This window comes from Adonisia turfae CCMR0081 (genome assembly GCF_011009555.1).
Lineage (GTDB): Bacteria > Cyanobacteriota > Cyanobacteriia > Phormidesmidales > Phormidesmidaceae > Leptothoe > Leptothoe turfae.
In genome coordinates this window covers 5,501,511-5,523,277 of record NZ_QXHD01000004.1, presented here as the reverse complement: position 1 = coordinate 5,523,277, position 21,767 = coordinate 5,501,511, and the positions used below count along the sequence as shown (strand labels likewise).

Below are 21,767 nucleotides of genomic sequence, written 5' to 3'. Positions count from 1 at the left end.
ACATCTTGCTTAACGAAGGTATTCGTGCGTGGATGGCTCCTCAGGACCAGCCCCACGAGAAGTTTGTATTCCCCGAAGAGGTACTGCCACGTGGTAACGCTCTCTAGTAATTACATTTCGGGTCGTGACCAGCAATCCACAGGTTTTGCCTGGTGGTCTGGTAACGCTCGTCTGATTGATCTTTCCGGTAAGCTCCTGGGTGCCCATGTTGCCCACGCTGGTCTTATCGTCCTTTGGGCCGGTGCGATGACTCTATTTGAGGTATCTCACTTTGTGCCCGAGAAGCCCCTTTATGAGCAGGGCTTCATCCTACTGCCTCACATGGCCACCCTTGGCTGGGGTGTAGGTCCTGGTGGTGAAATTGTTGATACATTTCCCTACTTTGTCATTGGTGTACTTCACCTGATTTCTTCTGCAGTTCTAGGTCTAGGCGGTGTTTATCACGCCGTTCGCGGCCCTGAGACGCTTGAGGAGTACTCCAACTTCTTCCAACAAGACTGGAAGGATAAGAATCAGATGACCAATATCATTGGTTATCACCTGATTCTTCTAGGCTGTGGTGCTCTGTTGCTCGTATTCAAAGCCACTCTGTTTGGCGGTGTCTACGACACGTGGGCTCCTGGTGGTGGTGACGTTCGTGTTATCACTAACCCCACCCTTGACCCTGCTGTTATCTGGGGCTACTTGGTTGGCGCTCCCTTCGGTGGTAACGGCTGGATTGTCGGCGTTAACAGCATGGAAGACATCATCGGTGGCCACATCTGGATTGGTCTAATCTGCATCTCCGGTGGTATCTGGCATATCTTAACCAAGCCTTTCGGCTGGGTACGTCGTGCCTTTATCTGGTCTGGTGAAGCTTACCTTTCCTATAGCTTGGGCGCATTGTCCATGATGGGCTTTATCGCTTCCTGCTATGTGTGGTTCAACAACACCGCTTACCCCAGTGAGTTCTACGGTCCTACTAATGCTGAGTCCTCTCAGGCGCAGGCAATGACCTTCTTGGTTCGTGACCAGCGTATGGGTGCCAACATTGGTTCTGCTCAAGGTCCTACTGGTCTTGGTAAGTACCTGATGCGCTCTCCTACTGGTGAGATCATCTTCGGTGGTGAGACTATGCGTTTCTGGGACTTTGATGGTCCTTGGCTATCTCCCCTTCGTGGTACTAATGGTCTTGACCTAGATAAGCTTAAGAATGATATTCAGCCTTGGCAGGTACGTCGTGCTGCTGAGTACATGACTCACGCACCTAACGCTTCCATCAACTCTGTAGGTGGCGTTATCACTGAGATTAACTCTGTTAACTTTGTGAATCCCCGTCAGTGGCTGTCTACGTCTCACTTCGTTCTGGGCTTTTTCTTCTTGGTTGGTCACCTATGGCATGCGGGCCGCGCTCGTGCTGCTGCTGGTGGTTTCGAGAAGGGTATTGACCGTGAAAACGAAGCAGTACTGGGCATGAACGATCTAGACTAGGCCTTAGTCTAAAAATCGTTTATAAAAAGCCTCTGCCTTTGAGCAGAGGCTTTTTATGTTTGGAGGGCTATCTGTAAAATGGCTAAGCCATAGTCACAGGTGCTTAAACGGCTTTAAAATGCATGGTTAGTAATGTTGCGATCGCTAAGTTATGAGGTACTTGAGCTCTGTTTGTTGGAAACGCTGGCTGCTGAGCTGTCTGTTGGTAGGTGTAATGTGTTTAAGCTGGCCCAATACAGCCCAAGCAAAAAACTATGATCGGCAAAGTCTGCGGCAGCAAAGTTTTGCTGGCCAAGATTTACGTGGTAATAACTACACCAGCACCGATATGGCAGAAGCAGACCTGAGCAATACAGACTTGCGCGGTGTGCGCCTATTTGACACCAACCTAACCAAAGCAAACCTAGAAAGTGCCGATATGAGTGGCGCTACTCTGGATGGAGCCCGGTTTATTAGAGCTAATCTTAAAAACGCAATTTTTGAGGGTGCTTACGCGTTTAGCACTGATTTTCGTAAAGCAAACATAGAAGGTGCAGACTTTACAGATGTCGATCTGGATGTCAAAACAAACGACATGCTCTGTGAAGTTGCTACAGGCGTCAATCCGGTGACTGGACGAGCAACCAAAGATACGCTTTATTGCCCTTAACTTAAGAGAACACCGATTGTTTTCAGCGAGCTACAATTTATTAGCCAAAAACTCATATAAACCAGGGTTCTTACCCATAGCCATGTTCAACTAAGAAATCGAGAGAAATATCTGACTGGCCAACTGTGCTCGCTGGCTGGGTAAATCGCTCCACATATTTACCGAGGATATCGCCTTCTAAATTGACGGCATCATTAGGCTGTAGATATTGCAAATTCGTTTCATCGTAGGTAACTGGAATGACAGCCACCTTAAACCAATCACCCGATGCGCTACAGTCTGCAACCGTTAGGCTAATGCCGTTAACACCAATGCTGCCTTTGGGGACTATGTAGCGTGCCACTTGACTTCTGGGAACCGTAAAGCTGATTTCCCAAGCACTATCAGTTTTAATAATTTCACCGACATACCCCTGACCATCAACGTGACCAGTTACAAAATGGCCACCAATTTTGGACCCTACCCGTAGGGAAGATTCCAGATTGACAGGTCGCTCCGGGGGAATATGCCCCAAGGTTGATCGTTCTAACGTTTCAGGAGATGCGGTCACCACAAACCCTTTTGGCAAAATAGTCGCAACCGTCAGACAAACACCGTCTACGGCGATACTATCCCCCAGGGAAATATCCGCCATGATAGGGCTAGAAACATCAAGACCACTAATCTGTAAGCGATCATTGTCTAGGGTTTGAAGCTTTCCTAAAGCTTGAATTAGTCCGGTAAACACATTCTTATGATGATGTTAGTGACAGAGTGGGTGTACGAAGCACTATTAGCCAGTTGGCAAAGGTGAAATTATCGCGGCATTATAGCCTTATGGCATATGTGTAGACGTTACAGAATCGGTTGCCTAGATAAAGATTTTTAGACTCTAAATAAAGATTTTTATTCATGGGCCAACAAGCTGAAAGGACTCTTTTAGCTTAGAAATGGAATATTACTTACCAACCCATTAGCCAAGACGTTCTCTAACAACACCTTTTAAGCCCCAACCGTCATATGTCCCAGACAGTTTGACACAGTTTAGATAATTTTCAAGTGTTACATTCTAGTTATTGGGTTAGATTCCTGCGGAGCCAAGAGGATTAATATCCATGATCGAAATGAAAGTTGCTGGCATTGCACTGGATGCGGTTTCGCGAAACCCTGTGATTTTGCTGCGTGACGCATCCGAACGACGAGCACTGCCTATTTTTATTTCTAATGAGCAGGCCCGCGCAATTATAGTCGCTTTGGAAAACGAAGAATCTGTGCGTCCTATGACCCATGATTTATTTGCCAATTTGCTAGATGACTGGGAACTGGCGCTAGATCGTGTGGTGATTCATTCATTAAAGGACAATACGTTCTATGCCACGATGACCCTCAAACAAGGGGAGGTCACCAAAGAGCTTGACTCTCGCCCTAGCGATGCTATTTCCATTGCCCTGCGGATGGGAGCGCCTATCTGGGTGATGGAAGAGGTGATTGCTGACGCTTCAATTCCAGTGGACCGTGAAGCTGATGAAGCTGAGAAGGAAGCATTCCGAGATTTTGTTTCAAACCTAAGCCCATCAGATTTTGCTCAGAAGGGGCGCTCGTCTAACCAATAGGTCTGATAATTATTGGGTTAAAGCCTATGCTGCCCCATGCACTATCGACGCTTTGGTAAAACCGAATTAAATCTATCTGTATTTTCCCTAGGCACTATGCGCTGTCTAGACAATGCAGAGTCTTTACACCAGGTTTTGGCGGCTGCAGTCGATCTGGGAATTAACCACATTGAAACTGCCCGGGGATATGGTCAAAGCGAATACTACATTGGTCAGGCCCTTAGCAGCTTGAATCGGTCTGAGCTCATCTTAACTACCAAATTGCTGCCAGGTAGCGAGGTGGAACGGCTCGTGGATGAGTCGCTAGAACGCTTGGCAACCGACTACGTTGACTGCCTGGCTGTACACGGGGTGAATACACTGGAGCATCTACAGCAGGTGGAGTCGATGTTACCAGGGTTAACCCAGGTAATGGCTGACGGTCGAGTACGTCATGTGGGGGCCTCTAGTCATGGCTCATTAGATGTGGTGATGGGTGCGATCTCACTTCCCATCATCAGCTTTATTAACCTGCACTACTACTTCTTTAATCAGCGCAACGCCGCCGCCATTGAGCTAGCCCATCAACGAGACCTGGGTATTTTCATCATTTCCCCAGCCGACAAAGGTGGCCAACTCTACACCCCATCAGACAAACTCAAGCAGTTGTGTCAGCCATTTGACCCACTGTTGCTCACCTATCGCTGGCTGCTAAGTGATCCGCGTATCACCACCCTAAGCGTAGGCCCAGCTGTGCCCACCGAGCTTGACTGGCCCTTGCAAGTAGCTGACAACACAACCCCCCTCACCCATCAAGAGTGCACTCGCTTAGAGCACCTGGCCCAAACCCAGGTAAATCTGGGTACTGAGCAATGCAAACAGTGTTATGAATGTTTGCCCTGCCCAGAAGCCATCAACATTCCGGAAGTGCTCAGACTTAGAAATCTGGCCATCGCCTACGATATGACGAACTTTGGGAAATACCGCTACGGCATGTTTGAACGAGCAGGCCACTGGTTTCCGGGACGTAAAGGTAATCGCTGCACCGACTGCGGCGACTGCTTACCCCGTTGCCCAGAACAGTTAGATATCCCCACACTGCTACGGGATACCCACCAGCGACTCAAGGGGTCTGAACGTAGACGGCTATGGAGTGATTAACGGTGCGATTGAACCAGGCTAAAGCGAAGTGGTAAACGCTAACATCGCTGACAACCATGGCACACAACAACGTAAGACTTAACAGATAGCAATAGCTACGTATCAATTCATCTCAGGAGTCTTAAATTCTTACAATGGGTGCAGGGTCTGATATTCAGGTGCGTTACCGTAAGGTCGTCCAGTGGACGGCTAACTCACCTTCGAGGCTCACTTTTTATGGTTGCGATTCCACGCACACTTTTATCTACCCCAGACCAAAGCACCACTGACGATCGCGTAGCAGTATTGCTCATGGGATATGGCGAAGTAGAAAGTTACGAAGACTTTGCCAACTACAACGAACAAGCCCTCAACCTATTAACAGCAAAATTTGCCCCCGTCCCCACTTGGATTTATCCCCCACTCGCTAAACTGTTAGCCTTGTTTGATCGCCACGAATGGGACCATCAGCACGATCACTTTATTTCACCCCACAATTCAATTTTTGAGCGTCAGCGTGAGGGCATTGAACGTCACTTACAAGCCAAGTGGGGAAAGCGCGTTAGCGTCTTTAAAGCATTTAACTTTTGCGCTCCATATTTACCCCAACAGGTCTTGGCAGAAATTCAGTCCCAGGGATTTACCAAGCTTTTGATTTATCCCTTGCTAGTGGTGGATTCCATTTTTACCAGCGGCATTGCCGTAGAACAGGTGAACAAGGCCTTAGCGCAGACTTTTACAGGTGAGGACAACCATTGGCTGAAAAGTACCCGCTACATGCCGTCCTTTTACAACCAACCAGACTATATTGAGTTGCTCGCCCGCCAGGTAACGAACAAAATTCAGCAGCATCTGGCCGTTGCTCACCTACCATCCCAAACCGGCATCGTGCTGATGAACCATGGCTGCCCCCACAAAGCTAAGGGATTTACCTCTGGCATTACAGAGAGCCAGCTGCTCTACGATGCAGTCAGGGAACGACTGATCTATAACTATCCGCTGATTTCCATCGGTTGGCTCAATCACGATACCCCCATGATTGAGTGGACCCAGCCAAATGTGACCCTAGCAGCCCAAAACCTGATGGATCTGGGTGCTACAGCAGTCGTCTTCATGCCCATTGGCTTTGTCACCGAAAACCATGAAACCCTATTGGATGTAGAGCACATTATCAGCCATCTACGTCGCAAGCGACCTGATGTCACCTATGTCCAAATGCCCTGTGTCAACGACAATGATGACTTTGCCGCTATGGCCGCTGGCTGGGTTGACGGGTTAATTACAGATCTGATAGGCGAGCAAGGCACCGTTGTCCATCCAAGTCAACGAGCCCTGCTTGCGGAGGATTTTTCAGGGCACCACCATGACAGTGCTCATAACGGGCATCATCATCACCATGGTCACCACCACGACGAACATCATCATAATGGTCACCATGGTGGTGACCAGGGCCACAGCCAAGAACACCATCACGCCCATCACCACCATTAGGGTTGCCTGTTCCCCATAAAAAATAAGTAAGAAAAAATAGGTCAGAATGATCGGTAGTGCTTATCCTCTACCGATCATTTTTTGCTTTATATGGGTGTTTTTGAGCAGTCAATTTTTATCCATGCCAACGCTACAACGGTTGAACGCTGTATTTGCGATCGCACCCTCATGCATCAATGGCTTAACCCCGCCCTCCGGTGTGAACCCATGGGTGAAACCTGGAGTACAGAGCTTAACAGCCAGACTCGATTTATCATTCAAGTGCCCCTTTTACAGCCCAGCTTAATCAGCACAGTGGTGGAGCGTCGTCCCGGCTTGGTGGTGTGGGCATTTACAGGGTTCTTCACAGGCAAAGACCGCTGGGAATGTGTACCAGAAGCATCAGGAACTCGCCTGCTCAATAGATTCGAATTTGAAATTCCTAACCCATTAGTGGCATTTGGGTTCAATCAATTTGCCGCTAACTGGACTAAGCAGGATATGGCAGCCCAGTTAAAGCGGCTTAAACAGGTAGCAGAGCGATTGGGTTAGCCGCCAAAATTAATATTGGGGGCTTCCATAAAGCCATCCTCCTGCAGAACTTCACCAATTAGCTCCTTATCTTGATTGATACATTCAGGCTTCTTAGCATACTGGCAGACCCTGGCATAGAGACGGGCACGGGTACCGGTGGAGCCATTGGAAAATTGCACAACGTCATCCACAACCTTCACGCCGCATACGGAACAAGTCTGTTCTTGGGTTATCGTAATCATAGGCTTTCACTCGATTTTAGTAAGGTCCACTAATCGTAACTAGTTGAACCTTTATACAAGGTAAGTACTTTCACTTATTTCAGCCACCTATTTTGTATCGTTTCATCACAAAAACGATCAATATTGCCCCTTTAAAGCATTACCCAACAATCACCCCAGCCCGTTTTCAAACCAGCGCTTGGGTTAAAATTTTCATAACAAAAAAAGCAATTTTCTAAGCGCGTGCAACGGCGCTTACCCCACATCACCACCCCCAGAGCACACCCTTTCCTGCATAACGGGTACAACTTGTATCAGACTTGCCACGCTTTTCATCAAAGTATGAAATCATGGGTAATAGATTTAGATACTTTTTGGATAAGCTCCATCTGATAGGAGTTCGGAGCTAATAGCGCTAGCTCTTTATTCTGGGAGCAGACGCTGACTTGATTCACTAAGAGTCTTTCTATGAACTCTGAGGCGACCCTTAATCAACTCAAAACCATTTTGCCTGAAGGGCAAATGCCATCCAGTTATGGGGTTTATTTCAAAAATACGCTGGTGGCCCTTTGTCATGCCCTAGAAGATCATATTCTGGAACATTCAGAAAATGATCAACCACTCGTGCTGGTGACTTTCCAACAGGGGAAATGGTATCTACAGGAAGCCGAGCGCTACAGAGATATTGCTCATTGCTCTCAGCAAGTTGCGATCGCAGCTGTCCCAGATAGTGGTTTTGGTGACCATGCCACCAGTCAACTCGACAATGTGGACATGGTGAACTTACAGAAGGATGACAGCCTGACCAAAGAATGGAACCTGATTATTTTGGCACCGGGGTATGCCTCCATGGTTCTATGTCATGAGCTGTCTGACGACGAGTACCGTAGCGACAGCATACCCACTACAGATGCTGAGCGTAAGTTCTACGGTCTGTGGACCTTTGACCGTGGCCCTGTAGAAGCCGCAGCCAAAATATTGATCGAGCGAATGCAGCCCTACTCGCCTGCCCTCGCTGATCAGCTGATGGACCACTACAACAGACTTAGCAATAATCCATCCGATACCTCCACGGACCTAAGTGGCGTGGTTGCACGCATTGTTAATTATCTACAGAGTAGTCAGCAACAGCTAGTCACCGTCAGTCGCCAAACCCGTGAACTCTGGGAGTTAGAGGGGCAAGCGTCTAAACTTAATCGCAACTTGGCCGCCAATAAGCTCCAGGCTTTTTTGCGAATGGTTCAAAAAATTGACGAGCGGGATGTAGCTAACCCTACCGCATCACTCCAGGTTTCAGCCCTAGCCGAGACTCTAGGCCAGTTGCTCGACTTACCTACGTTGCAACTTCGCCGCTTACGGTTAGCTGGGTTACTATTCCGCATTGGCCTTGCCGAAGCCCCCAAGGAAATTTTTAAACAAACTGCGGCTCAGCTAGATAAAGCCAGTTTGGTGTTCTGGCGCGATCGCGCTGCTCTAGGCGGCCAGCTCCTGTCCTCCATGCCTGAATTGGCCCCCATCAGTCGCATTGTCACTCATCAATTGGAGTATTGGGATGGTAGCGGCACGCCCGATGGTTTAAAAGCTGAAGAAATTCCCATTGAGTCACGAATTTTGGGTCTAGTCTCATATTTTCAAGAGTTAACCGAGGCTAGAGGCGATAGGGCTGCCATGTCATTGGGAGATGCCTTAACGGCCTGCGAAAACCATAGCGATCGACGCTTTGATCCGAAGTTGGTCGAGTCGTTGAGCACCGTCGTCCGCTTAGCAGAAATCGGCATGTTACAGCTGCCGGAACGCCCAAGCCAACAACCCACCGTTTGGCTTGAGGACTTGAAACCCCCAGCCACTGAAAAGAAACACCCAGCAATATCTAAGGAGGTTACTTCATGACCCCATCAGAAATTGAGGCTATTCTGCAAGGACAGAAAAAAAAGCTGATGGGTGCAGATTTGGCAGGAATAGAGCTTAGCGGCGCAAAATTAGCCCAAGCCAATTTGCAAGGAGCTAACCTCAGCGGCACAATGCTCAAAGAATCAGACCTTCGTGCCAATTTACGTGGGGCTGACTTAATGGGTGCCAACCTGGTGGCAGCCGATCTGCGAAATGCCGACCTGCGTGGGGCAGTCTTACTGGAAGCAGAGACAACAAATGCCAGCTTTGCTGGTGCTTTTTTAGCGGGGGCCATTTTGAGTAATCTCAACCTAACGGCAGTTGATCTACGAGGAGCTGACTTACGAGGCGCAAACTTAGCAAGCTGTATTTTACGCAATGCTGATTTAAGCAATGCAAATCTAGCTGGAGCAGATTTATCAGGCGCTGACTTGGAAGAAGCCAATCTTAGCGGTGCTGTTGCAAGAGGAGCTAATTTCACCCAAGCTAATCTGTTATGTGCCTGTGTGGACAATACCAATTTTGATGGTGCCACCTTATCTGGTGCATGTTTGAGCGGCACTCCTTTAGCCACTTAATATTTTTTAAAGAGATTTTCTATGAGCACCCAAACTAGAGGCAAAACTGTTTTTCTACTCACATCTATGGTGGGTTGGCTCCTTAGCGGGGGTGCTCTGATTTACCTCACTCCATTTTTAGCCAATCGGGTCTCACCCTCTGCCACCACAAATGGATGGATGGAGACTCTCATGCGTGGTGGCTATAACCCTACCCTGGCGTTACTAGGTGGAGGCAGCATTCTGCTCCTCACCGTCATCGGCAATGCTGTTTGGTACAAATATTTTGAAGGAAAAGTTTAGAGACTTTCAAGGGCATAGGTTTGCTTTTTATTAGAGTGACGCCCCTAAGTTAGATTCAGTCACATAGATTCGGTAACAATCGCCAACAGATAAAGATTTTTGCTACCCATCTAAGGCAACCAGAATTTTACAATCCGGACGTTCATTTGACCGAACATTTTTTGATGTGCTTGGAACATAGGCACCGATTCAAACATCAACAGAACTATCCAGCTTAGTTTATGAGTTTCTCTAATATTTCACCCAAAAGTAATGTTGGATACAGCTTTTTACTCTAGAATTAAGTTCAAATTCAATTGACAAAATATTCGTCCAACATTTTCTCAGAATTCCCTCTAAAAGATAGGCCATTTTCTCCACATTAAGCTTATCTTTAGTGTTTACCTTGTCTTAAACAAATGGAAATTGTGTCTTAATAAACCAATTAGCGAGCCTTAATTTTGTATAGCTACATTTTTTCGTGGCCTGAACAAATAGCCACGGAGTGTGTTGTTATGGTTAAGTTCGCTAAGTTTTTTGGCACTGTAGCTACAGTTGTTGCTGCTAGTGCTGTCACTGCGACATCTGCAGTTGCTCAGAATATTGCTATCGATGGTTCCAGTACTGTTTTTCCCATCACAGAAGCGATGGCTGAAGAGTACGCCCTCGCTGGTAATCCTGCATCTATCACTATTGGTGTTTCCGGTACTGGCGGTGGCTTCAAGAAATTCTGTGCTGGTGAGACTGCTATCTCTAACGCATCTCGGCCTATCAAAGATACAGAGAAAGAGCTTTGCGCTGCTAATGGCATTGAGTACATCGCGGTCCCCGTTGCCTATGATGCTCTGACAGTTGTTATCAACCCGGAAAATGATTGGGCAACTGAGATGACTGTTGCCCAGTTAAACACTATGTGGGACGCCCCTGCTGAAGGCACTATTACTCGTTGGAATCAGATTGATCCTTCCTGGCCTGATGAAGAAATTAGTCTATTCGGTCCTGGTACTGATTCTGGTACTTTTGACTACTTTACCGATGAAGTCAATGGTGATGGTGGTGTTAGCCGTGCTGACTACACTGCTAGTGAAGACGACAACATCCTGGTACGTGGTGTCGCTGGTGACAAATATGCCATTGGTTACTTCGGCTTGGCTTACTTCGCAGAGAATTCAGACATTCTGCAGTCAGTGAGCATCTTAAACGAAGAGCTTGGCGAGTATGTTGAGCCCACTGTAGAGAACGTTGAGGCGGATATCTACCAGCCACTTGGTCGTCCTATTTTCATCTACGTCAATGCTGCGGCATTGACTGATGCTGATAGTGGTGTTGCTGACTTCGTACAGTTCTATATTGAGCAGGCCGACGCTGGTGAGCTCATCCTAGATGTAGGTTACGTCCCCTTACCCGACGCAGCAACTGACGCCACTCTCGAAGCTTACGACGCTGAAGCAAATACTATCTTCAACTAGTCTCAGTCATTAGTGAGTTTTTGATTCCTGCCATAGGGTGTATTCTCCCCTGTGGCAGGTCCTTTGCAACTTTCACACGCTCAGTGTGCATCAACCATTTTTGCCTTGGGGGAATGTTCGCTCCTCCAAGGTTTCCTGAGTATTCGCTCCCTAATTTTCCAGAACATGGTTAGTGTTGCTCCCTCCGAATCTCGCAAGAATTTGGTCTCTATGGCCAAAAGTCTTGCCATGCAACCAATGTTATTTATTCGAGCGCTCCCCTATGTCACGATACAACTTTCAACCTACGGAGTCAGTTTTCTGAAACGCCCAGTTGTGTGGATAGCATTGGGAGCACACGTTATTTTACTGGTGCTCCCAGCTGTTGATTTATCAGCACCCAAAATAGGAGACGTTGTAGAGACAGAACCTGAAGAGGAAGTCACCATCGAAGCTGTCAGCCTCAGTGATATCTTAGCTCCAGCAGAACCTGCACCACCTCCACCAGAAGAGCCTCAAGCACCGACTCCTGAAGCACCACCGGCCCCCGTTGTAGCTCCCCCCGTACTCACCGAGGTACCTGAGCAACTAGAAGAAATTATTGAAGAGGAAGAGTTTGAGGAAGAATTCGACGAGGAATTTGCAGAGTTTGAAGAAGAGGAGCCATCATTTGGGTTTGATCCTGCTCAACAATCGTCTCTCAATAGCAGTCTAAGTCAGTTTCTAGGGACTGACCCCAACAACGGAACCAACAATTTTGACATCACCAGTGAATGGTTAACCATTGATCCAACGGATCCAATCGACCTCAGATTCCGCAGTAAAGCTGTGGAAAATGTTGTTGAGCCCGCCGCATTCTTCACCACAGAAAGTATCGTAAACGGCACGTATTTACCCCTGCCTCAAGTATCCTTCAAGCAGATTGCTAGAAATATTGATCTTGTCAGCCGAGAAGGATTGGGACAGGCTCTCATCAGTGCAGGCATGAGCCAGGTCGAGGAAGGTCTATACGGTGGTCATCCTTTTTATGGTGTTTATTCAGCTGATGAACAACCCGTTAATTACATCTCTCTCATTGATTTGAAGGGAACAACCTTAGTGTTTGTCTGGCCTAACGATCCACGGCAGAGTTAGACGTTTAGGCTAGACTATTTTTCTAAACTGACTCTATGGGAGCAGTTAGATATTTGGAATAGTTCATTTCAGAAACCCCAGGCCTATTGTTTAACCTATATCTAGGTTGGCTTTCGTTTTAGTTATTCCCTGCATTGCCATGAATTTTTTGAAGTTGCTTTTTAATCCAATTTTTTTGCTGGCTGCGGGTCTACATGCAGGGCTGTTAATGGTTCCAATAGCAGGTGGTTCATCTGATTCTGTAGTGCCTGCCCCCGATCCAGAAGGCGAAAGCATCACGGTCACCCGGATCCTTCCCAAGGCAGGTCTGGTAGCTCCTAGCGCTACCAGACCTGCCCCTCGTCCTGCAGCTGGTGTAGCCACAGCCGTTCGTCAACCGGCATCAGCGGGGGGGCACACAACAGCCAGTCAGCAGCCAGCTCAAACCCGTCAAACGCGGAATGGTCAAACGGATGGAACCGGTTCTACAACTGGCCGTAGCAATTCCGATAACCGTCGTCGGGCCAGTACCAACAATGGAAATAATCGAAGAGGCAGCACCTCCCAAAACCAAACAGACAACCGGAATACTGGCAATGAAATTGCGATTCTATCTCCCCCTAGCAATCCTCCCAACAGCGGGGGCAGTGATGACACAGCCGATAATACTCCCACAGTTCAAGAACCACCCACTCTAGTCGCACTTAAAGATGGTGCACAGGCAGAAGTACCGAATCTGTTACGAGACTTCCTGACACGTTTACGGCATAGCGTGCTGCGCACGACAGATCCTGAAACCGAAGAAACTAAGCAAAAATGGCTAGTTAACCTAACTGAAGAACAAGGCTTAAACGTATCCGAAGCTCAAGGTTTGGAAAAGGCTGTAGAAATTAGTTATCCGTTGATAGCTGATGAGGGTCGACGCTTTCTGAGCTGTCTGACCCCCATACCAGCAAAAGGATTAGTAGGTGTCGTTGTGGATGCCGATGGCGCGATCGCAACCGAGCCCGCTTTACTACGCAGCTCTGGCTATGGGTTTCTTAACGAAATTGCCTTAGAAAAGGCCAAAGACTACACTGATTTTCCCGAGGAATCCTCCCAGCAGGCCTACACCATCGATATCGAAGTGGACTATGACGAGGATGCTTGTGTGGACCTTGCCCAGTTGAAAAAATAGTTCTTAGTGCTTGGTTCTTAGTTAGCGAACTGAGAAATCATTAGGTTGAATGGCTTAGTGGACCATCAACTCAAAACCCGTTAGACCTTAGACCGGTCGGTCAGAATTTCTTGGCCGTCTTCGGTGATGAGCACTGTGTGTTCAAATTGGGCAGAAAGTTTGCGATCGCAGGTCACTACCGTCCATCGATCCCGCAGAGTGCGGGTCACCTTAGAGCCTTCATTCACAATTGGCTCAATCGCCAAGGCCATACCCGGCTTGAGCGTGACATTGGGTAATTCTTTAGTCCGAAAATTAAATACGGATGGGGGCTCATGCAGGTTTCGGCCTACACCATGGCCGGTAAATTCCTCAACCACGGTATAGCCACTGGCATGAATACTATCTTCAATCGCTCCAGCAATATCGAGCAGGGTTTTCCCTGGTAACGCCTGGGCAATGCCTGCATACAATGCAGACTCAGCTGCTTGCATCAGATCCTGGGCTTTGCCATTCACTTTGCCGACAGCAATCGTGATACAGGAGTCACCATGAAAACCTTCAAAGTAGGCTCCAGTATCTACTTTAAGTAAATCGCCAGACTTAATGACCTTGCGCTTACGAGGGATGCCATGGACAACTTCATCGTTGATACTGGCACAGATAGATCCTGGGAATCCGTGATACCCCTTAAAACTAGGCGTTGCACCCATTTCACAAATACGGTGCTCTGCGAGGTCATCTAGATCTGCTGTGGTCATTCCAGGCTGCACCTGATCGGCAATTTCCCTCAGCACCGTTGCCACAATCCGTCCGGCCTGGCGCATCGTCTCCCTCTCAGGCGCAGACTTTAACTCAATCCCCTGATGCTTACGCGGACCTACCATAACTGGTGCAGCTAAGGCCCGCGACAGTAAATTACCTAAAACATTCATAGTGGGTGATTGAGGTTTGCAATGGGTTAAACGTGCGGCACTTGAGCATTATCTAGCTCACACCATATATAGTATGCAGGATTCTTACCCCATTCCCCATTGACCATTCCCCATTGAACAGACAGGCAGCAGTCACCTTCTTGAAATTCCCTCCAAAAACCCTTGGTATTTGTGACCATGTTGGCCTACTATTAAAGACCGTGCGCTTTTCAGGGCTTATGAACGCTGAGGAGATTATCCGCTCAATAGAAGCGGAACATATCAAAGAAGACATCCCCAAAATCTATGTTGGGGATACAGTTCGGGTCGGTGTCCGAATTGTAGAAGGTGGTAAGGAACGTGTGCAGCCCTACGAAGGTACCGTCATTGCTATGCGCAATGGTGGCATCAACGAGACGATCACCGTACGTCGCATCTTTCAAGGTGTAGGTGTGGAGCGTGTTTTCTTACTTCATGCACCTCGCGTAGCCAATATTAAGGTTCTACGCAGAGGTAAAGCGCGTCGTGCTAAGTTGTACTACCTTCGCGATCGCGTTGGTAAGTCAACTCGCTTGAAGCAGCGCTTTGATCGTCCCATTGACAAATCAGGCAAAAAATAGTCTTAGGGCATCTAAAGCCCGCAGATTAAGCCTTACAATGGGGTAAGTTCAAAGAGTCGTGCGTCCTTAGTTCAGTTGGTAGAACGTCGGTCTCCAAAACCGAATGTCGGGGGTTCGAGTCCTCCAGGGCGCGCTGAGCGATTAGCATAAGTTCTGCCTAAAGCATTTAGATTTGTTGCTTAAAGGAAAGAGATTTTTTCTTTTTCTATCAAGCAGTGAGCTTTAGGTAGAATTTTTGCTTGGGTATCTCTGGATTGATTCATGATCAATCTGACTCGATGTAGCAAACAAGGAAGCTAATGACGTGGTCAAAAAGGACGCTAAGAAAGTAGTTGAAAAGCAGCCGAGCGACTCCTCTGACTCATTTGACGCGGCGTCTTTTGTAAAAGGCACTCGCGAAGAATTGAGCAAAGTGGTTTGGCCCTCCAGACAGCAGCTGATTAGTGAATCTGCAGCTGTCATCTTAATGGTGGGTGTGTCTGCCACACTTATTTACTTAGTGGATAAACTATTTGGTTGGGCTTCTAGACAGGTGTTCTAATGACTTACGCTTCTGACGATCCAAACTATACAGCTGACAGTAACGATTCTAGCGTTCCTGAGGAACCGAGAAAGTCACAGTCTCGCTGGTATGCGGTACAAGTAGCCTCCGGGTGCGAAAAGCGCGTTAAGCTCAACCTTGAGCAACGGGCCATTACCCTGGGCGTTAACCAGTACATTTTCCAGATTGAAATACCGCAGACTCCTGCGGTCAAACTGCGTAAAGACGGCAGTCGTCAGAATATTGAGGAAAAAGTTTTTCCTGGGTACGTCCTCATCCGCATGATTTTGGAGGATGACGTATGGCAGGTGGTTAAAAACACCCCCCATGTCATTAACTTTGTCGGTGCTGAGCAGCGCCGAGCCACTGGACGTGGGCGAGGGCATGTTAAACCCATGCCTCTAAGTAGAGCCGAAGTCGAACGTATCTTTAAGCAGACCCAAGAACAGGCACCTGTAGTCAAAGTTGATATGGCTGAGGGCGACAAGATCTTGGTATTGTCTGGTCCGTTTAAGGACTTCAGTGGTGAAGTCATTGAAGTCAGCCCTGAACGGAGCAAGCTTAAGGCATTGTTATCGATTTTCGGTCGCGATACCCCCGTTGAGCTGGAATTTAACCAAGTGCAAAAAGAGAGTTAATCAATGGCGAAGAAGGTAGTTGCCCTTATTAAGCTGGCAATCCCAGCTGGAAAAGCGAACCCTGCACCGCCAATTGGTCCCGCCTTGGGTCAGCACGGGGTCAACATTATGGCGTTCTGCAAAGAATATAACGCTAAGACCTCTGACAAAGCTGGACTAATTGTCCCGGTTGAAATTTCTGTATTTGAAGACAGAAGTTTTACGTTCATTCTCAAAACACCGCCAGCCTCCGTGCTAATCAAAAAGGCGGCCAAGATTGAGAAGGGTTCAGGTGAGCCCAACAAAACAAAAGTTGGCTCTATTACTCGCGCCCAATTGCAAGAAATTGCTGAAATGAAAATGCCTGACCTCAACGCTAATGACGTTGAAGCAGCCATGAACATCATTGAAGGCACAGCTCGCAATATGGGAGTTACTGTTTCTGACTAACGTCAGCATACAGATGCATTTTTTATCTATTTGACCAACGTTTGGGGAAGAAGTTTAACTTCGTTATGACCCCTAGGAGTAAAAACATGACAAAGAAGGTGTCGCGCCGCTTGAGAGAGCTGCAGGCAAAAATACAGGACAAATTTTATGAGCCCTTGGAAGCAATGCAGCTGCTGAAGGAAACAGCCACTGCAAAGTTCACCGAGACTGTTGAGGCTCACATTCGTTTGGGTATTGATCCCAAATATACCGATCAGCAATTACGTACTACTGTGGCCTTGCCTAAAGGCACTGGTCAGAACGTTCGCGTTGCTGTCATTGCCCGTGGCGAGAAGGTGGCTGAAGCAACCGATAACGGCGCAGACATGGCCGGGTCTGAGGAATTAATCGACGAGATCCAAAAGGGCATGATGGACTTTGACATCCTGATTGCCACGCCCGACATGATGCCCAAAGTAGCTAAGCTGGGTCGTATTTTAGGTCCCCGTGGTTTAATGCCATCGCCGAAGGGGGGATCTGTGACCTTTGACTTGGCCCAGGCAATTAATGACTTTAAGGCCGGTAAACTAGAGTTCCGGGCGGACAAATCTGGCATAGTCCACGTGATGTTTGGCAAGGCCGATTTTAGCGCTGAAGACTTACTGGTGAACCTAAAAGCTCTGCAAGAGACGATTGATCGTAATCGTCCTTCAGGTGCTAAGGGTCGTTACTGGCGAACAATGTCAGTAGCTGCTACGATGGGACCTGCCATTAAAATGGATATCAGTGCACTGCGTGACTTGCAACTAGAGGATGCAGCTGCATAGATTAAAAAATTACTGTTGAGAATCAGCAGTGACAAGCTTTGGAGGTATTGCTACTTAAAAACATCCAAAACTAAATAAGCATTCGAAGACAGCAGGTGCATTTTGCTTAATAACCTGCCGAGATGCAGAGAGTGGGTGTAAGTAGCACTTATCTTTGGGCCTCGGCAATTAGCTAAGGCCCTTTTGATTTCGAATTTTAGTTTAGGTTGAGCAGTAGCAATATTTCTACTGTATCCCCGCAATTAAGGAGGTGAGATCCGAATGGGGAGAACCCTAGAAAACAAAAAAGAGATTGTTGCCGAACTCAAGGATCTCTTGAGTGATACTCAATCTATTTTTGTTATTGACTACAAAGGTCTGACGGTAGGCGAGATCAGCGATCTACGTAACCGTATTCGTGAGAAGGGTGGCACTTGTAAAATTGCTAAAAACACCCTGATCCGCATCGCGGTTCAAGATGACGAAAATTGGCAGCCAGTGCAGGCGTTATTGAAAGACACCACTGCACTGTTGTTAACCAAAGAAGACATCGGTAGTGTCGTCAAGGAATATAAGAAATTCCAGAAGGACACTAAAAAGACTGAACTGCGTGGTGGCGTACTAGAAGGCAAAGCTCTGACAAGTGCAGAAGCAGAAGCCCTAGCCGATCTACCCAGCAAGGAAGAGCTTTACGCGAAGATTGCAGGTGCTATCAACGCTCTGGCAACCAAAGTTGCAGTGGGCGTCAAAGAAGTACCGTCGTCTATTGCACGTGGTCTTCAGGCCTATGTCGACAAAGAAAGTGGCGAAGGCGGCGAGTAAATCCCAGCTTTGTTCTAGTTTCTATCTGTTTTGTAATTAATCAAGGAGAAATCCATGTCCGCTGCAACTGACGAAATTTTGGAAAAGCTTAAGTCGCTCACTCTATTGGAAGCGTCTGAGCTTGTTAAGCAAATCGAAGAGACCTTTGATGTAAGTGCTGCTGCCCCTGCTGGTGGCATGATGATGATGGCTCCCGGCGCTGGTGGTGGCGGCGGTGAAGAAGCTGAAGAGAAGACTGAATTTGACGTTGTTCTCGAAGACTTCGGTGGCAACAAGATTGCTGTTCTTAAGGCTGTTCGTGCCCTCACTGGTCTGGGTCTTAAGGAAGCTAAGGCTATCGTTGAAGGTGCGCCTAAAGCCATTAAAGAAGGTGTCTCCAAGGATGACGCTGAAGCTGCTAAGAAGCAGCTTGAGGAAGCTGGCGCTAAGGTATCCGTCAAGTAAAGGACCTATTCCCCCAAGATTTGTCCCTACAGCCTAGGTCTATCTATCTTTGATAGATAGACCTATCAAAGTGTATCGGGTAGGTACGAACTTTTGTCTTGGGTTTAGCTTTTCGGCCCATCTCTAATCCGAAATCCTGACTGATAGCGCCCGATATTGCAGGGCATGGCTTCGACGGTGAGCTCAGCCGAACCGCACAAGGGATTGCTCCTACAGGGTTACCTATTTTTAATCGGGTTTAATGAGTTCGGATTTGGTATAAAAGCCCCTGCTGCATAACTGTAGCAGGGGCTTTTATATGCTGGCTCTCACAAAATTCTGCCATGGTGACACCTATATCGGAACCGGGCACACTACTGTCTACTTATGGCTACTTATTACGTGATGTGAATGATTGAGAACCAAACTGCTATAAGAGCAGTCACTATAAAAACATGATAAAAACGTGTTGGCTCCAAAGACTTCAGCAAATCAGCAAACTCTGTGAAGAAAATTCGGGTCAATACGCTGCATTGATCTTTGCTAATCGATTAACCTAAAACGCTTTTGTCTGAGCCATGCGCACCATAAAAAATTACAAGTTTGAAATCTTATTATTCTTGACTACGTTTGGCATCTTAGGGGTCTTCTTCCTTAGCATTGCAGGTGTACTGACACCAAAATCATCCAGCGTCAGCACCAAGCCAACCGCGAAGACGGCTAGTGCCGACACACAATCAACATCAGTGGTTGCGAAAACCTCAATATCAGACAGACTCAGTGGGGGCACACAAAGCTTACTACCCAATGCCTCAGACTTAAAAATGCAAGGTATGGCAGCCTATGCAAAAGGAGATTACGCACAAGCGATCGCAAATTTAGAAGCGGCCCTCGACGAAAACCGTAACGATCCCGAGGCCTTTATCTATTTGAACAATGCTCGCATTGGCAACCAAACCGCTCATACACTGGCTGTGATTGCCCCCATTGGCAACACCAGTGAAATCGGCTTAGAAATTTTGCGGGGTGCTGGTCATGCGCAACAGGTAATGAATCAGGTGAGCGATGGCCAAGGCACCCCCATTAAGCTCCTGATTGCCAATGATGATAACGATCCCAGTATTGCTAAATCTGTAGCCGCTGAGTTGGTAAATCGGTCAGAAGTTTTAGGAGTTTTAGGACATTACAGCAGTGGCGTGACGTTGGCAGCAGCCCCCGTGTATGACCAGGGCAAACTGCCGATGGTCTCTGCCATTAGTACATCGGTGGAACTCTCCGGCTTTAGTCCTTATATTTTTCGGACAGTGCCCAGCGATAGTTTTGCAGCTGCAGCTCTTGCCCGCTACATGATCGATGACCTGAACGCCGAGAAAGCTATTCTTTACTACGATTCCAACAGTGCCTATAGTCTGTCATTAAAAAGTGAATTTGCCACCTCAGTCTTTAGTGACGGTGGTGAAGTGATGACAGAATACGATCTCGCCGATACAGCATTTAATGCAGAGCAACAAATTGCATTGGCCAAAGAGCAAGGGGCCGACGTGATTATGCTGGCATCCAGCACAGATACCTTGGAGCCTTCCCTGGCAGTTATGACTGCGATCAACCAGGAAATCCCTTTCATTGGTGGTGATGATCTATACCATCCTCAAGTATTAAAAGAGGGTGGTGTGGATGCAGAAGGGTTAGTCGTTGCAGTACCCTGGCATATCTTATCAGACCCAAATTCTGATTTTGTCACAGAGGCACGGCAAATTTGGGGTGGCGATGTTAGCTGGCGCAGTGCCATGGCCTATGATGCGATCGCATCCCTGGGAGCAGCCCTGTTAGAGAGTCCCAGTCGTGAGGGCCTCCGCAACACATTGCATCAGGGTGACTTCTACGCCGATGGCGCGACCGGAGAGGTGCATTTTTTACCTTCAGGCGATCGCAACCGAGCGGCTCAACTTGTGCAGATTCAAGTGGGCAATCGATCTGGCATTGGATTTGATTTTATTCCTATTGAATAGGGTGTTCTCCTTAGCCATAGGCCAGGAACACATTATTCTGTAGATTCAAATTCGGTCGATTCTGAAATCCAGAAAAAATCTGCTAACTCGGGAGTTATCGCTGGTGGGTTCAGGAGCACACTATAGGCCACCAGATCATCCCCCAGGCGTCGTTGCACCCGGCTAGGAATACCAAAACCAAAGACCACATGTCCTTCACCCGCTAACACAATTACTTGGGTATCGGGAGCAGTCGTAACGTAATCAGCGATGGTTTCAGCCATGGTTTCATCCCACAGCACCTGGGCAGCAAAGAAATTTTCAAAGCTGGGGCCGCTGTTGCCGTGACCGCCATGGTGACCAAATACTTGGGCGACCATCGCCTGATAGTTTTCATCACTGGTGTCAATGTCATCAATGGGAGGAATGTAGGTTAAATCGTCTCCCGTTAGGCTAGCTAAACCCTGCCTGGCAACCTTACGAGTAATTTCCCTGGGAGTATTCAGAGCAATCAACGGAATCTGATTGCTCTGAGCGTAGCGAATAATGGGGGCATAGAGCTCCCAGTCAAATCCCCAGCGAGTTTCATATTCGCTTTGCTCTACCAGTTCTGCCTCAGTGATCTGACCAGCAATGTATTGATCTAACACTGACTGGAACGGACGCTGAAACATTTCCAGACCAATGGCAATATCACCATTGGCCCCATGCATCGCTTTGATGATTTCTAGCTGGGCCACGTGATCGGCTTTATCCGTATGGGTTTCACCCAGGTAAATCACGCTGGCATCGGTGAGCGCTGTCAGGATTTCTTGATGTGATTGCTCCCTGTCTGGCACTGTTGGGGAGGTTTGTGCGATCGCATCCCCAGTTTCCATTGCCACTGATCTCACCGTTGAAAAAATATGATATTGTCCCAGACCTAGGCCGACCATCAACAACGCTGTTCCACCACCCAGTAGCCAGGAAAGTCGCACAGGCTAAACTCCATCAAAACGATTTATTAGACGTAGTCTAGCCCAGATTTTCTAAGGGCGGTTTTCGAGCAGCTTGATCTTGATATATAGGCAGTTCATACGTAGCAGTTCCCAGTTGAGATGAATACA

General features: G+C 47.7%; 24 protein-coding genes, 1 tRNA gene, 1 pseudogene and 1 other annotated feature. Of the genes and pseudogenes, 22 read left to right on the top strand and 4 right to left on the bottom strand.

Annotation, left to right across the window (positions count from 1 at the left end; all coding sequences use genetic code 11):
• The 3 genes and pseudogenes from DXZ20_RS27510 to DXZ20_RS27500 all read left to right on the top strand — a co-directional run.
• Nucleotides 1-107: pseudogene (locus DXZ20_RS27510) on the top strand (photosystem II protein D2); the annotation flags it as partial.
• Nucleotides 91-1,470: a photosystem II reaction center protein CP43 gene (gene psbC, locus DXZ20_RS27505; RefSeq protein ID WP_163670610.1), complete on the top strand. Its 1,380-nt coding sequence runs from the start codon at nucleotides 91-93 to the stop codon at nucleotides 1,468-1,470. The pseudogene DXZ20_RS27510 and the gene psbC, both read left to right, overlap by 17 nt.
• A gap of 214 nt (nucleotides 1,471-1,684) precedes the next feature.
• A complete protein-coding gene (locus tag DXZ20_RS27500; RefSeq protein ID WP_225920346.1) occupies nucleotides 1,685-2,119 on the top strand; it encodes a pentapeptide repeat-containing protein in 435 nt (144 codons plus the stop codon).
• A gap of 70 nt (nucleotides 2,120-2,189) precedes the next feature.
• Here DXZ20_RS27500 and DXZ20_RS27495 read toward each other — a convergent pair whose 3' ends face one another.
• Nucleotides 2,190-2,846, bottom strand: a complete 657-nt coding sequence (locus DXZ20_RS27495) for a riboflavin synthase (protein WP_163702275.1) — start codon at nucleotides 2,844-2,846, stop codon at nucleotides 2,190-2,192.
• A 367-nt stretch (nucleotides 2,847-3,213) separates the two neighbouring features.
• Here DXZ20_RS27495 and DXZ20_RS27490 point away from each other — a divergent pair, with 367 nt between their 5' ends.
• The 4 genes from DXZ20_RS27490 to DXZ20_RS27475 all read left to right on the top strand — a co-directional run bounded on the left by DXZ20_RS27490 (nucleotide 3,214) and on the right by DXZ20_RS27475 (nucleotide 6,852).
• A complete protein-coding gene (locus DXZ20_RS27490) occupies nucleotides 3,214-3,711 on the top strand; it encodes a bifunctional nuclease family protein (RefSeq protein ID WP_163670608.1) in 498 nt (165 codons plus the stop codon).
• 36 nt (nucleotides 3,712-3,747) lie between these two features.
• The gene (locus DXZ20_RS27485; RefSeq protein ID WP_163702273.1) at nucleotides 3,748-4,851 is read left to right on the top strand and encodes an aldo/keto reductase; all 1,104 of its coding nucleotides are present in this window, start codon (nucleotides 3,748-3,750) and stop codon (nucleotides 4,849-4,851) included.
• 216 nt (nucleotides 4,852-5,067) lie between these two features.
• Complete coding sequence (locus DXZ20_RS27480) at nucleotides 5,068-6,321, top strand: ferrochelatase (RefSeq protein WP_163702271.1); 1,254 nt, start codon at nucleotides 5,068-5,070, stop codon at nucleotides 6,319-6,321.
• Nucleotides 6,322-6,411: 90 nt separating this feature from the next.
• Nucleotides 6,412-6,852, top strand: coding sequence for an SRPBCC family protein (locus tag DXZ20_RS27475; protein WP_163660434.1), 441 nt, complete (start codon nucleotides 6,412-6,414; stop codon nucleotides 6,850-6,852).
• On the opposite strand, the gene nblD is transcribed toward DXZ20_RS27475, so the two are convergent.
• Nucleotides 6,849-7,076: an NblD family protein gene (nblD, locus tag DXZ20_RS27470; protein ID WP_163702269.1), complete on the bottom strand. Its 228-nt coding sequence runs from the start codon at nucleotides 7,074-7,076 to the stop codon at nucleotides 6,849-6,851. The two genes, DXZ20_RS27475 and nblD, sit on opposite strands and share 4 nt — an antisense overlap.
• 447 nt (nucleotides 7,077-7,523) lie before the next feature.
• Between nblD and DXZ20_RS27465 the strand changes: the two genes are divergently transcribed.
• The 6 genes from DXZ20_RS27465 (at nucleotide 7,524) to DXZ20_RS27440 (ending at nucleotide 13,522) form a co-directional block, all read left to right on the top strand.
• Entirely contained in the window at nucleotides 7,524-8,945 is a 1,422-nt protein-coding gene (locus DXZ20_RS27465; RefSeq protein WP_163702267.1) for an HD domain-containing phosphohydrolase, read from the top strand.
• Nucleotides 8,942-9,523, top strand: a complete 582-nt coding sequence (locus DXZ20_RS27460) for a pentapeptide repeat-containing protein (RefSeq protein WP_163702265.1) — start codon at nucleotides 8,942-8,944, stop codon at nucleotides 9,521-9,523. Before DXZ20_RS27465 ends, DXZ20_RS27460 begins: the two co-directional genes overlap by 4 nt.
• 21 nt (nucleotides 9,524-9,544) lie before the next feature.
• Entirely contained in the window at nucleotides 9,545-9,805 is a 261-nt protein-coding gene (locus DXZ20_RS27455; protein ID WP_163702263.1) for a hypothetical protein, read from the top strand.
• A gap of 494 nt (nucleotides 9,806-10,299) precedes the next feature.
• Nucleotides 10,300-11,253 carry a PstS family phosphate ABC transporter substrate-binding protein gene (locus tag DXZ20_RS27450; RefSeq protein ID WP_163702262.1) on the top strand — a complete coding sequence of 318 codons (954 nt, stop codon included), beginning with the start codon at nucleotides 10,300-10,302 and terminating at the stop codon, nucleotides 11,251-11,253.
• A 210-nt stretch (nucleotides 11,254-11,463) separates the two neighbouring features.
• A complete protein-coding gene (locus DXZ20_RS27445; RefSeq protein ID WP_163702260.1) occupies nucleotides 11,464-12,366 on the top strand; it encodes a hypothetical protein in 903 nt (300 codons plus the stop codon).
• Between the two features lie 139 nt (nucleotides 12,367-12,505).
• Nucleotides 12,506-13,522, top strand: a complete 1,017-nt coding sequence (locus DXZ20_RS27440; RefSeq protein ID WP_163702258.1) for an energy transducer TonB — start codon at nucleotides 12,506-12,508, stop codon at nucleotides 13,520-13,522.
• 80 nt (nucleotides 13,523-13,602) lie between these two features.
• Here DXZ20_RS27440 and map read toward each other — a convergent pair whose 3' ends face one another.
• Entirely contained in the window at nucleotides 13,603-14,436 is an 834-nt protein-coding gene (gene map, locus DXZ20_RS27435; protein WP_163660449.1) for a type I methionyl aminopeptidase, read from the bottom strand.
• A gap of 218 nt (nucleotides 14,437-14,654) precedes the next feature.
• Here map and rplS point away from each other — a divergent pair, with 218 nt between their 5' ends.
• The 9 genes from rplS to DXZ20_RS27390 all read left to right on the top strand — a co-directional run bounded on the left by rplS (nucleotide 14,655) and on the right by DXZ20_RS27390 (nucleotide 20,682).
• Nucleotides 14,655-15,035, top strand: coding sequence for a 50S ribosomal protein L19 (rplS, locus tag DXZ20_RS27430; RefSeq protein WP_006518040.1), 381 nt, complete (start codon nucleotides 14,655-14,657; stop codon nucleotides 15,033-15,035).
• 60 nt (nucleotides 15,036-15,095) lie between these two features.
• Nucleotides 15,096-15,168, top strand: a tRNA-Trp gene (locus tag DXZ20_RS27425).
• 171 nt (nucleotides 15,169-15,339) lie between these two features.
• A complete protein-coding gene (gene secE, locus DXZ20_RS27420) occupies nucleotides 15,340-15,576 on the top strand; it encodes a preprotein translocase subunit SecE (RefSeq protein ID WP_163660451.1) in 237 nt (78 codons plus the stop codon).
• The gene (nusG, locus tag DXZ20_RS27415) at nucleotides 15,576-16,214 is read left to right on the top strand and encodes a transcription termination/antitermination protein NusG (protein WP_163660453.1); all 639 of its coding nucleotides are present in this window, start codon (nucleotides 15,576-15,578) and stop codon (nucleotides 16,212-16,214) included. Before secE ends, nusG begins: the two co-directional genes overlap by 1 nt.
• A gap of 3 nt (nucleotides 16,215-16,217) precedes the next feature.
• Nucleotides 16,218-16,643, top strand: coding sequence for a 50S ribosomal protein L11 (gene rplK / locus DXZ20_RS27410; RefSeq protein WP_006518043.1), 426 nt, complete (start codon nucleotides 16,218-16,220; stop codon nucleotides 16,641-16,643).
• A gap of 86 nt (nucleotides 16,644-16,729) precedes the next feature.
• Nucleotides 16,730-17,449 (top strand): 50S ribosomal protein L1, encoded by a 720-nt coding sequence (gene rplA / locus DXZ20_RS27405; protein WP_163660455.1) that lies wholly within the window; start codon nucleotides 16,730-16,732, stop codon nucleotides 17,447-17,449.
• 65 nt (nucleotides 17,450-17,514) lie between these two features.
• Nucleotides 17,515-17,645 (top strand) — a sequence feature (ribosomal protein L10 leader region).
• A 65-nt stretch (nucleotides 17,646-17,710) separates the two neighbouring features.
• Complete coding sequence (gene rplJ, locus DXZ20_RS27400) at nucleotides 17,711-18,250, top strand: 50S ribosomal protein L10 (RefSeq protein ID WP_163660457.1); 540 nt, start codon at nucleotides 17,711-17,713, stop codon at nucleotides 18,248-18,250.
• A 54-nt stretch (nucleotides 18,251-18,304) separates the two neighbouring features.
• Nucleotides 18,305-18,694, top strand: coding sequence for a 50S ribosomal protein L7/L12 (gene rplL / locus DXZ20_RS27395; protein ID WP_163660459.1), 390 nt, complete (start codon nucleotides 18,305-18,307; stop codon nucleotides 18,692-18,694).
• 557 nt (nucleotides 18,695-19,251) lie between these two features.
• Nucleotides 19,252-20,682, top strand: a complete 1,431-nt coding sequence (locus DXZ20_RS27390) for an ABC transporter substrate-binding protein (protein WP_163702256.1) — start codon at nucleotides 19,252-19,254, stop codon at nucleotides 20,680-20,682.
• A gap of 32 nt (nucleotides 20,683-20,714) precedes the next feature.
• Here DXZ20_RS27390 and DXZ20_RS27385 read toward each other — a convergent pair whose 3' ends face one another.
• Nucleotides 20,715-21,638, bottom strand: a complete 924-nt coding sequence (locus DXZ20_RS27385; RefSeq protein ID WP_163702255.1) for a ChaN family lipoprotein — start codon at nucleotides 21,636-21,638, stop codon at nucleotides 20,715-20,717.
• Nucleotides 21,639-21,767 lie beyond the last annotated feature (129 nt).

Bases quoted from the DNA above. Each gene is read 5' to 3' on its own strand.
- DXZ20_RS27500 (WP_225920346.1), top strand. From the start codon at position 1,685: ATGTGTTTAAGCTGGCCCAATACAGCCCAAGCAAAAAACTATGATCGG.
- DXZ20_RS27490 (WP_163670608.1), top strand. From the start codon at position 3,214: ATGATCGAAATGAAAGTTGCTGGCATTGCACTGGATGCGGTTTCGCGA.
- DXZ20_RS27485 (WP_163702273.1), top strand. From the start codon at position 3,748: ATGCACTATCGACGCTTTGGTAAAACCGAATTAAATCTATCTGTATTT.
- DXZ20_RS27480 (WP_163702271.1), top strand. From the start codon at position 5,068: ATGGTTGCGATTCCACGCACACTTTTATCTACCCCAGACCAAAGCACC.
- DXZ20_RS27475 (WP_163660434.1), top strand. From the start codon at position 6,412: ATGGGTGTTTTTGAGCAGTCAATTTTTATCCATGCCAACGCTACAACG.
- nblD (WP_163702269.1), bottom strand. From the start codon at position 7,076: ATGATTACGATAACCCAAGAACAGACTTGTTCCGTATGCGGCGTGAAG.
- DXZ20_RS27465 (WP_163702267.1), top strand. From the start codon at position 7,524: ATGAACTCTGAGGCGACCCTTAATCAACTCAAAACCATTTTGCCTGAA.
- DXZ20_RS27460 (WP_163702265.1), top strand. From the start codon at position 8,942: ATGACCCCATCAGAAATTGAGGCTATTCTGCAAGGACAGAAAAAAAAG.
- DXZ20_RS27455 (WP_163702263.1), top strand. From the start codon at position 9,545: ATGAGCACCCAAACTAGAGGCAAAACTGTTTTTCTACTCACATCTATG.
- DXZ20_RS27450 (WP_163702262.1), top strand. From the start codon at position 10,300: ATGGTTAAGTTCGCTAAGTTTTTTGGCACTGTAGCTACAGTTGTTGCT.
- DXZ20_RS27445 (WP_163702260.1), top strand. From the start codon at position 11,464: ATGGCCAAAAGTCTTGCCATGCAACCAATGTTATTTATTCGAGCGCTC.
- DXZ20_RS27440 (WP_163702258.1), top strand. From the start codon at position 12,506: ATGAATTTTTTGAAGTTGCTTTTTAATCCAATTTTTTTGCTGGCTGCG.
- map (WP_163660449.1), bottom strand. From the start codon at position 14,436: ATGAATGTTTTAGGTAATTTACTGTCGCGGGCCTTAGCTGCACCAGTT.
- rplS (WP_006518040.1), top strand. From the start codon at position 14,655: ATGAACGCTGAGGAGATTATCCGCTCAATAGAAGCGGAACATATCAAA.
- nusG (WP_163660453.1), top strand. From the start codon at position 15,576: ATGACTTACGCTTCTGACGATCCAAACTATACAGCTGACAGTAACGAT.
- rplK (WP_006518043.1), top strand. From the start codon at position 16,218: ATGGCGAAGAAGGTAGTTGCCCTTATTAAGCTGGCAATCCCAGCTGGA.
- rplA (WP_163660455.1), top strand. From the start codon at position 16,730: ATGACAAAGAAGGTGTCGCGCCGCTTGAGAGAGCTGCAGGCAAAAATA.
- rplJ (WP_163660457.1), top strand. From the start codon at position 17,711: ATGGGGAGAACCCTAGAAAACAAAAAAGAGATTGTTGCCGAACTCAAG.
- rplL (WP_163660459.1), top strand. From the start codon at position 18,305: ATGTCCGCTGCAACTGACGAAATTTTGGAAAAGCTTAAGTCGCTCACT.
- DXZ20_RS27390 (WP_163702256.1), top strand. From the start codon at position 19,252: ATGCGCACCATAAAAAATTACAAGTTTGAAATCTTATTATTCTTGACT.